The 9,285-nt window shown below is 56.1% G+C and carries 8 protein-coding genes and 1 pseudogene; 6 read left to right on the plus strand and 3 right to left on the minus strand.

The genetic code is table 11. From position 1 onward, the window contains the following. Positions 1 to 337: 337 nt before the first annotated feature. Both QZ964_RS15245 and QZ964_RS15250 read right to left on the minus strand, forming a co-directional pair. Positions 338 to 658 (minus strand): hypothetical protein, encoded by a 321-nt coding sequence (locus tag QZ964_RS15245; protein ID WP_292532496.1) that lies wholly within the window; start codon positions 656 to 658, stop codon positions 338 to 340. Between the two features lie 388 nt (positions 659 to 1,046). Beyond that, positions 1,047 to 1,508, minus strand: a complete 462-nt coding sequence (locus QZ964_RS15250) for a hypothetical protein (RefSeq protein ID WP_292532497.1) — start codon at positions 1,506 to 1,508, stop codon at positions 1,047 to 1,049. A 540-nt stretch (positions 1,509 to 2,048) separates the two neighbouring features. Between QZ964_RS15250 and QZ964_RS15255 the strand changes: the two genes are divergently transcribed. From QZ964_RS15255 to QZ964_RS15275, 5 genes and pseudogenes are all read left to right on the plus strand, one after another. Then, positions 2,049 to 3,557, plus strand: coding sequence for an N-6 DNA methylase (locus QZ964_RS15255; protein ID WP_292532498.1), 1,509 nt, complete (start codon positions 2,049 to 2,051; stop codon positions 3,555 to 3,557). A gap of 3 nt (positions 3,558 to 3,560) precedes the next feature. Continuing rightward, positions 3,561 to 5,576 (plus strand): type ISP restriction/modification enzyme, encoded by a 2,016-nt coding sequence (locus QZ964_RS15260; protein ID WP_292532499.1) that lies wholly within the window; start codon positions 3,561 to 3,563, stop codon positions 5,574 to 5,576. Between the two features lie 114 nt (positions 5,577 to 5,690). Continuing rightward, positions 5,691 to 6,422 (plus strand): phage Gp37/Gp68 family protein, encoded by a 732-nt coding sequence (locus tag QZ964_RS15265; protein ID WP_292532500.1) that lies wholly within the window; start codon positions 5,691 to 5,693, stop codon positions 6,420 to 6,422. Positions 6,423 to 6,478: 56 nt separating this feature from the next. After that, a pseudogene (tcmP, locus tag QZ964_RS15270) lies at positions 6,479 to 7,267 on the plus strand (three-Cys-motif partner protein TcmP). A 16-nt stretch (positions 7,268 to 7,283) separates the two neighbouring features. Then, positions 7,284 to 7,736 carry a hypothetical protein gene (locus tag QZ964_RS15275; protein ID WP_292532501.1) on the plus strand — a complete coding sequence of 151 codons (453 nt, stop codon included), beginning with the start codon at positions 7,284 to 7,286 and terminating at the stop codon, positions 7,734 to 7,736. 120 nt (positions 7,737 to 7,856) lie between these two features. Here the strand turns inward: QZ964_RS15275 and QZ964_RS15280 are convergent, their stop codons facing one another. Further along, positions 7,857 to 8,843, minus strand: coding sequence for a DUF932 domain-containing protein (locus tag QZ964_RS15280; RefSeq protein WP_292532502.1), 987 nt, complete (start codon positions 8,841 to 8,843; stop codon positions 7,857 to 7,859). Positions 8,844 to 8,979: 136 nt separating this feature from the next. On the opposite strand from QZ964_RS15280, the gene QZ964_RS15285 reads away from it, so the two are divergent. Next, positions 8,980 to 9,159, plus strand: coding sequence for a helix-turn-helix transcriptional regulator (locus QZ964_RS15285; RefSeq protein ID WP_292532503.1), 180 nt, complete (start codon positions 8,980 to 8,982; stop codon positions 9,157 to 9,159). The last annotated feature ends 126 nt before the right edge of the window (positions 9,160 to 9,285 follow it).

Genomic DNA, 9,285 nt, shown 5'->3' on the forward strand with positions numbered 1-9,285 from the left:
GCCAGCCTCCTGCTCCCGCAAAATCCCAATGATCTGCTCTTCCGTGAACCGCTTCTTTTTCATCGTGTCCGTCCTGTAACGGGCCGGACTCTAATCGCGTCTGGGGGAATTTCTCAGGGGCACGTCACAGGAAATACAAAAACCTTAGAAAACAGCAGAAAATTTTAGTGCCCCACTCTTGCGCAAGCCATTGAATTCAATCACTCGGGGTAGCCCGCCCCTGGGCACCATTCCCCTATTTCACTACATTCGGCAAAGTCCAATAACACTTGAAATATCAAATTGTTGCTGTGGTTTATGATCCAATTGTGTCCACTGGCGACCGTTGACATCCAACCTATGTGTTGGCCTTGGAGTTGGCCTTGAAGTCATCGTCAGGGTCGAGGCCAACAAAATGCCGCTGTCCGATACCGCTATCCGGGGCGCAAAGCCGGACCCGAGTCGCACGATCAAGCTGTCCGATGGAGGTGAGTCTGGTCACCGCAATTCCGCCGCTTCCGGCACCCATCTTATTACCCGCGCTCTCCTTGGGCGTTTCCTCCCTTGACTTGGGCCGCTTTTGTTCTGGCGGCCCCTTTTTTGTGACGTGTATTTTTAACTTAATCATTTTTTCTGCGGACTGAGCCACGCTCGCAAGCTTCGCCCGGGCCGCTTTCATTAAGTTCGTTCCCTATTCTCGATCCCTTCCCATCTCCAGACAAACGCGTTCCCTGCCCTGACTCCATGACTCCAGCGCCACACCGTTAGACAAATTGCTGCTAACTCGCTAATTGCTATTTCGAGTTAGACAAAAATTTCCTTCGTAAGTTATTGTTTCTTAACCAGTAATATCAGCCTTTTAATCAGGGGGTCCCGGGTTCGAGCCCCGGCGCGCTCACCAAGAAAAACAATGAACTGCTAAATTGGGCGTCTGGCGATGACTTTTGAGCAGACCCCGAGCGGACCCGCCCAGGCGTCGTCTCTTGTCGCGACCGTCGCCACACTCCAATCCCAAGATGTCGACGCCAACTCCGTCACGCGCCTTCGGCCGCCCTCCTTCGTCATGCTTACGCAATCGGCGTTACGTTCGGCCCTTGAGCGAGATGTGGTGCGAGGCGAGCCTTCGCGGCAGAAATTGCAGCGGGGGAAAAGCGATCGCGATTTTTCAAAACGAGAAATTCGCCTGTTAATTCGGCCAGCCCTTTTTGGGTGAGCAAATCAAAGCCTTCGGTTGGCGCGGAATTCGTCGCCCAATCTTCAAGACACTGCACGACACCCTTGTTTTTCAGCTTTTGGCGCGTCCTATTCGCGCGAGTCGTGCGGCCATTTTTTTCCGTGAGCAGCTGCTCATAAGCTGCAAGCGTCTCATAATAATCACGGTGCCGCGGATCAGATTGATCCATGCCTTCAAGTGTGCAAAGCCGCCTAAACGCGTCCCGCCAGATATCATCGCGGTTCAGCCGTTTTGCATTGTCCATTAGGTTCCGCAATTCTGTCGGGTCAGTGTATTCCGAGATTGGTTTAGCCATGCGAGCGTTGCCCTCTCGAACTCTAAATTACCACGCACCGGACTTCGTCGAGACTCCAGGAAGCTGTGGTTGCCGACTTTGTGGCAATGTCCCCGCCACCAAGGCCCGGCGATGGATCATGGGGCAAGCGTTCGCCTTCACACGGGAGGGGTCACAGGTTCAATCCCTGTGCCGCCCACCAATAAAATAAAATAGTTGTGATGATGGCCAGCGGAGCGGCTTCGACGGGGGAAGCCTGGGGGAAGCGCGCGAGGGCAATTTGGGGAAAACGTCAGAAAGCGATTCCGATTGGCGCGGCCCGCCGAATTTTTGCGTCTCGGGCGTGATGTGTCCGCGACCGTCGCAGGGGCGGAGGGCGTCGGTGGCCACCGTATGAGGTCGCTTCACACGAGCCTATTCTTGCGGCAGGGGTTCATGCCTTCCTGATCCCATTCGGGCCCGCACATCGCTCCCGCCAGCGGCCGCTTCTCACCATAGATTTCGTATGCTCTTGTTCACTGGCCTCCTCGCTCGCCGCCAGCCTGATTCGAGCACCAATCCATGCAGAAGATCATTGCTTCGCTGATCGACTACGTGTCGGAGACGCGGCGTCTCGATTCGCAGCCGTCTTCGACCGAGAATACCTTCTATCCTGCGATCAAGAACCTGATTGCGGCCGTCCTCAAGGAGCGGCTCCTTCCCTTCGAAATTCGCGTCAACACGTCCGAGGCCAAGGGCAAGGCCCGCGACATGCCGGACTTCATTCTCGGTGACGACAAGATGTTCGTTGGCGTCTATGGCGAGGTCAAGCGCCCCACCGTCGCCCTGGAAGACCTCGCGGTTTCGACGGAACAGAACGACCAGATAGGCCGCTATCTGGCGCAGACGGGCGTCGTCCTTCTCTCGAATGTTCGCGGTTTTGGCTTGCTTGCCTGCGTTCCTGGCTATGAACGCCCGGCGAGCGGCGCCGTCCCGCCCGAGAAGCGCACTCTCATCAAGACCGTCGACCTTTGGGGCGCCATTGCCGGCGCGGCGCCGCGCGCCAAGGTCGATAGCGCCGCCGTCGCCGACTTGCTGGAAATCTTCGAGCGATCCGTCACCGACTATGCCCCGCTCGCCAACCCGGCCGATTTGGCTAAGGTGCTCGCGAGACAGGCCCGAGACGCGAAAGACCAGCTTCCTGAAGACCTGAAAGCGGTGAAGCCGCTCCTCGACGACTATCGGCAAGCCCTTGGCCTTTCCTTCAACATCGACGACGAGAAAGGCGATCGGTTCTTCCGATCCTCCCTCGTCCAGACAGCGTTCTATTCGCTCTTCGCCGCCTGGGTGCTGTGGGACAAGGCCGCCGCAGCCGACGCACGCTTCGAAATCGACGACGCACACGCTTATCTTCCGATCCCGTTCCTCGACGCCCTGCTCCACGACATTCGCCACCCCAAGCGGCTGAAGGCGCTCGGGCTCGAAGACCATATCGCCCGCGCCATCGCGACACTGAACCGCGTCGACCGTCCGCTGTTTCGGACGCGCATGACTTTCCCAACGATCGACGAACAGACCTCGGCGGCGGCGATCACCTATTTCTACGAGCCCTTTCTGGAGGCCTTCGACCCCAAGCTCCGTGAGGACCTCGGCGTCTGGTATACGCCGCCGGAAATCGTGCGCTATCAAGTGCGCCGGGTGCACCACATCCTGAAAAAGGAACTCAAGCGCCCACGCGGCCTCGCCGACCCAGAAGTTGTGGTTCTCGACCCCTGTTGCGGCACCGGTGCCTACCTCCTGGAAGTCGCGCGCTGTATCGCCGAAGAGGCCAAGGCGGACGGCGACGAAGCCGCCATCGGCTTGGAGCTTGCCCGCGCCTTTCATGAGCGGGTGATCGGTTTCGAAATCCTCACCGCCCCTTTCGCGGTCGCGCAATTGCAACTCTATCTCTTGCTCGACAGCCTCGGCGCGAAGCCCGACGCCGACAAGCGCCTCATGATCTTTCTCACCAACTCTCTGGCGGGTTGGCGAGACAGCGGCGACATAAAGCTCAGCTTCCCGGAAATGCGTGACGAGTTCGACGCGTCGTAAGAGGTGAAGCACAAAGCGAAAATCATCGTCGTCATTGGTAATCCGCCCTACGACGCGTTTGCAGGCGTGGCGCAGGCGCAAGAGGGGGAACTGGTTGCGCACTACAAAGGCATCACGCTCGTCGATGATATTGATCCCAAGAGCAAGCAGGTGAGGCGTGATGAATTCGGACACCCCAAGAAGAAACAGAAAGGGCAGAGCGCTCTCTATCTGGAATATGGGGTGCGCAAACAACTTCTCGACGATCTCTACGTCCGGTTCTTCCGCATGGCTGAGGAACGCATCGGCGAAGCGGCGGAGTTCGGGATCGTCTCCTACATCTCCAATTCTTCCTACCTCACGGGGCGCTCGCATCCAATCATGCGCAAATCGCTGTTGTCGAACTTCCACCGGATTTGGATCGACAATCTGAACGGCGACAAATACCGCACGGGCAAGCTCATTCCCGCCGGACTGCCTGGCACGGGAAAGGCGGATCAGAGCGCATTCACGACCGAGATGGACCCGCGCGGCATTCAGCCGGGGACCGCGATCGTCACGCTGGTGAAGCGCGCCGAAGCCAAGATCGCGCCAACGAAGACGGTGGTTTGCTATCGCGACTTTTGGGGGTTGGCAAAGGACAAACGCGCCGAGCTAATCGCGGCCTTGCCTTCAGGCGTCGGCAAAGCCTCGAAGTCCTACGAAGCAGTCCAGCCAACGCGCGAAAATCGCTGGCGCCTGTCGCCGACGATGGTCGAAGGCGGCTTCGAGGCATGGCCCGCATTAGATGAACTATTTCCGGTCAATTATCAGGGTGTCCAGCCGAGCCGTGGTCTTGATGGAAGTGTCATTGACACAAAGGCTGCCGAACTTACCGAAAGAATGAGACGCTACTTCGCCGCAAGCTCATTCGCGGCAGCATCCTCGCGGGTGCCTGAACTCGCTGAAGGGCGGGCGCGATACAATCCTGAGAAGGCATGGTCATCTCTTAAGGCGGATGGACATTTCAAAGATTCGGCAATTTGCCCGTTTCTCGTTTTCCCCTTTGATCGACGTTTTCTCTATTATAGCTCAGACTATAAATTTCTGAATGAAGCACGGCGTGAATTTTATGAGTGCGTAGAAGACAATGAATTTTTTGGATGTGTATTCGCTCCGCGAAAAGCGAGTGAAGTCTATCCTATCTATTCACGTGAGTTGATGAATTATCATGTGCATGAACGCGGGTCGTATGTGTTCCCGCGCGAGACGCGCAGCGACGACCTTCTGACACACCGGGACGCGAACATCGGCGAAAAGACGTGGCGAATCTTGCGCGAGCATTTCGGCTTGAAAGGCGAGCGCCGAGACGCCGATGCCTGTGCCATTGTCGGCAAGCTCTTTCGCGTCGGCTTTGCGATCCTCCACGCGCCGGCGTATCAGGCCGAGCACAAAAGCGCGCTTTCCGCCGACTGGGCGCATCTGTCCATTCCGAAGGATCGAAAGGTCTTCGCGCGACTCGTCGACAAAGGCGAACAAGTGACCCGCCTCCTCGACGCCAACCGGGACGCCCGCGAGGTGGTCGAAGCCGTTCTTGGCCACGAGCGGGCGGCACTTCTTGGCCCGCTGAAGCGCGACGACGGCGGCAAACTCCGCCCTGCCGACTTGAAAATCAACGTCACCTATTGGGGCAGCGGAAAGGGCCGATGGAAGTCACGCCCGTTCGGCGCGGACGAGGCGCCGCTCGACGGCTGGGGCGAAGGCGTTTGGGGAGACCAGACCGGCGACCTCTATATCAACGATGAAGCCTTTTTCGCCAATGTGCCCGAAGCAGTCTGGACTTATCAACTCGGCGGCTATCCCGTCCTCAAGAAATGGCTTGGGTATCGGCAGGCCGATCGGCGCGACGACAAGCCGCTCATCGACGACGAACGCAAATGGTTCCGCCAGATCGTCCAACGCGTTGCCGCGCTCCTCGCGCTCGGCGCCGAACTTGACGCGCTTTACCAGCAGGCGGCAGCGAACGCCTTCACGGCGACCGAATTGGGGATCGAGAGGTAAAGACGTGCGAGACGCGTAATGCCTCAGTTGACATCGGAACAAACGAAGAACATTATTCGCGTGTTAACGGCTGCACATCGATGATGGAGATTCGGCAACACACTGGTAGCGGCTATGACGACCCGATCGAAAATTGAATGGACAGAACACCCTTGGAACCCGGTTACGGGTTGCACGAAGGTTTCGCCAGGCTGCAAGCACTGTTACGCCGAAGTTTTCGCAAAGCGTTTGAAGGCGATGGGCGCACGTGGTTACGACAAAGAATTCAGACTAGCGATCCATCCCGAGCGGCTTGGCGATCCGTTAAAACGGAAGAAGCCGACGATGTATTTCGTCAACAGCATGTCCGATCTGTTTCATGAGGAAGTCCCATTTGAGTTCATAAATCGCGCGTTCGGAGTGATCGAAAATACACCCAATCACAGGTATCAAATTCTCACAAAACGCCCCAACGTAATGGAGCGTTATTTCTCGACGAGGGCGGCACCTGACAACGCTTGGCTTGGCACGTCAGTGGAGAACAAGAAGCACGGCCTTCCTCGCATCGCAACGCTTCGAAATATCCGGGCAAAGGTTCGCTTTCTTTCGATTGAACCGCTCCTTGAAGACCTAGGGGAGTTCGATCTGTCTGGTATGGATTGGGTAATTGTCGGCGGTGAATCGGGTCCAAAGGCGCGACCGATGAGGCCCGAGTGGGCGCGGTCAATTCAACGCCAGTGCGAAGCAGCAAACGTGCCGTTCTTCTTTAAGCAATGGGGAAGCTACGGCGACGACGGCATACGACGAGCGAAGTCGAACAACGGCCGCCATCTTGACGGCCGAACCTGGGATGAACTTCCAGCATGAATTCATAAGCAACGGCGCAAATGGCACGAAAGCACTATGACTGGAAAATTGGACAGATGCTTCCCGAGATTGGAAAGCATAGCCTTGCCAAGCACATGGTATTTGGACGCTATGTTGATCGCTACATCCGGATATTATCGCCGCAACCCGCCAAGCGGGAACTGAATCTGACAGTTGTCGATGGTTTTTGTGGTGGTGGCAAATACACGTGTGATGGCAAGGTGGTTGATGGTTCGCCTCTTGTCTTGCTCAATTCCGTTCGCGCAACTGAAGCAGCGATGGCGACTGATAGATAAAATGGTTTTGTAGTAAAGTGTGATTTCTATTTTGTTGACAAGCAGAAGCAGCACATCGATTTTCTCATGGCAGAATTGGATAGTTCTGTTTTTGAGACTGAAATTGGGAAGTCAATTCACCTGCGCGCGTCGCAGTTTGAGCAAGAAGCTCCGAACATCGTTGAAGCCGTCAAACGAAAAGGACACAGCCATCGCGCCCTGTTTTTTCTTGACCAGTATGGCTGGAGCGATGTCTCCTTCGCCTCTGTGCGGAGCATTTTCGCCAATCTAAAGAATCCAGAAGTCATTTTGACGTTCTCTGTGGACTCTCTGATCGACTATTTCCGCGCGGAAGTTTCAAATACGCGAGGCGGCCGCGCGGCTGAAATCACGAACGAATTTGCGAAATCCCTCGTTGCAATCAAGACAGAGCAAGGTGCGAGATACGTCATTCAGAACTTCTTGTATAAGCATGTGACAGCAAAAACAGGGGCCGAATTTTACACTCCGTTTTTTATCAGGTCCGCGGACAATCATCGCTTACTGGTTACTTCATCTTTCAAAGCATGAACGCGCACGTGACGAAATGGCGCGTCTTCACTGGGAAATGACAAACACGTTCGTCCACCATGGCGATGCGGGCTTCAACGCCCTTGGTTACAACCCGAATGTTGATCCCGACCAGGGGCGGCTCGAATTCGACTTCGGCTCGAACGCCCGCATCGACTCTTTGAACGCCGCGATCGAGCAGCTTCCGCGATTCATTCGGGATGACGCGCCCGGCCAAGGAGCACCAGTTACGATTGGCGAGCTATTTAAGGCTCGTTGCAATGAAACTCCACTGACCATGCCCCTCGTCGTGGAGGCCGTCGTCAAACTTCGTGATGATCTCCGCGAGGTTGAGGTATTGACACCAGAGGGCAAAGTTCGGCCTACGGCCGTCAATTTGGATTGGCGCGACCAGGTGCGTCCGCGTGCAGAACGGACCTTCTTCCGACTACTTGGCGCGCCGGTAACAAAAACCCTGCGATCCGACTGAGCCCAGCAGTGCCCGGTTCTCCCGGTGCGGTCATGACTTTGCCAAAGGATGTTTCAAGAAATCCGGCCGAGCGTAGCTCGTGAAAATTCGGAAACCGCAGACTGATCCTGCGCACGTTGATTAACCCCGGAGCTGTGCACTCACAGACGTGGAATGGATTGGCGCGAGACTCTGCAACAGATGTGGAACGTCGGCCTGCCACGCAACGCGTTCTTCGGCGTTCTTCCTGTTTGTCGCGACGAAGGAGAGCGCCTGCGCGACATCATATTTGGTCGCCGCGCGCTCCGGAGCGCCTGGGACAGGACCGAGGAACCGAAACGGCTTTTCAGTCGCGGCACCTGGCGCGAAGGGGTCCTCGAACTCAATATCCTTACCAGCGTCGCAGATATGGAAAACTCTCGCGGCTGCTTTCTTCCCCCATTTCTCCGACAGTTTTTCGTCCGCCCAGGTCTTGATGCCGTCAATGACAATTTTTTCGCCTTGCCATTTTTCCATTCTGGCGCGGTCGGCCGCCACGGCTGCGAGTGCAGGTCGAATACGTTCGGCTATCGAACCCAGATCAAGATTTTGTCCGTGACGCTCCCGAATCTCGATTTTTGATTCCCCGATGACCAAACCATTCGAGCAGACAAATCGGAGCCACCCGAAAACAATCATGAGCCGCGACGATCCGTCGACTGAATTAAAGCATTCAAGTCTCAGGCGGACATTTCCACGATCATCGATGAAATCGTAGTCTGTTGGAAAATATACTCTGAAATTCATCCATTCTCCAAGCTCTGACAACCCGAGTTGGTAACGCAGTCCGTCCAATTTGATCCGGGCGTTCTTCAGACCTTGGCGACATATCTCTGCAACTTCGCGATGTTGAGCGAGCGAATAGGTGTGCGAAACGACGCCAATGGGTATTGGCCGCTCCACTGCAGACATTGGCTTGCGCATGACCGTTTGCAGAAAGGGGTTGGCGGGGTCTTCTTCGCCGGCCGCGAACGCCGCCAAATAGAACTCCGGAATGACCGTCTGGATCGAAGCCCAATCGCCCTCGTAGTAGCGCACGTCGCGTGACCGCCAGGAAGCCTCTTCCGACAAAATCGTAATCACGGACACGTCGAATCCTCTCAATTTCATCGGCTCAGGTCGGAATGTAACTTAAAAGCGGTCGTCTTAAAAACGTCAATCCGCAGGATTTGCGCCCGTGAAGCGGACGCATAAAGGCCCCCTGCGAGATACCTTGGCGAAGAACATGCGCAGGCTGCGCGCCGAACGCGGTTTGAGCCAGGAGGCGCTCGCCCATGAGGCTGGAATGAATAGAACTTATCTCAGTGCCGTAGAGCGAGCGGAACGAAACGTCTCGATTGATAATATCGATCGCATTGCAAAAGGGCTCGACGTCGAGCCTTGGATCCTCCTTCGGGATCGCTGATACCAACCTGCCGTGAGTCTGACTCACCTCGGATTCCCGAATCGGCAAATGTCTGATTCTTATTGGCGAACCGAGGGAGGTTCGTCATGGCGGCAGCGGTGCGATTGCGTGAAGATTTCGATGCCG

Source organism: Methylocystis sp., assembly GCF_021731785.1.
Classification (GTDB): Bacteria; Pseudomonadota; Alphaproteobacteria; order Rhizobiales; family Beijerinckiaceae; genus Methylocystis.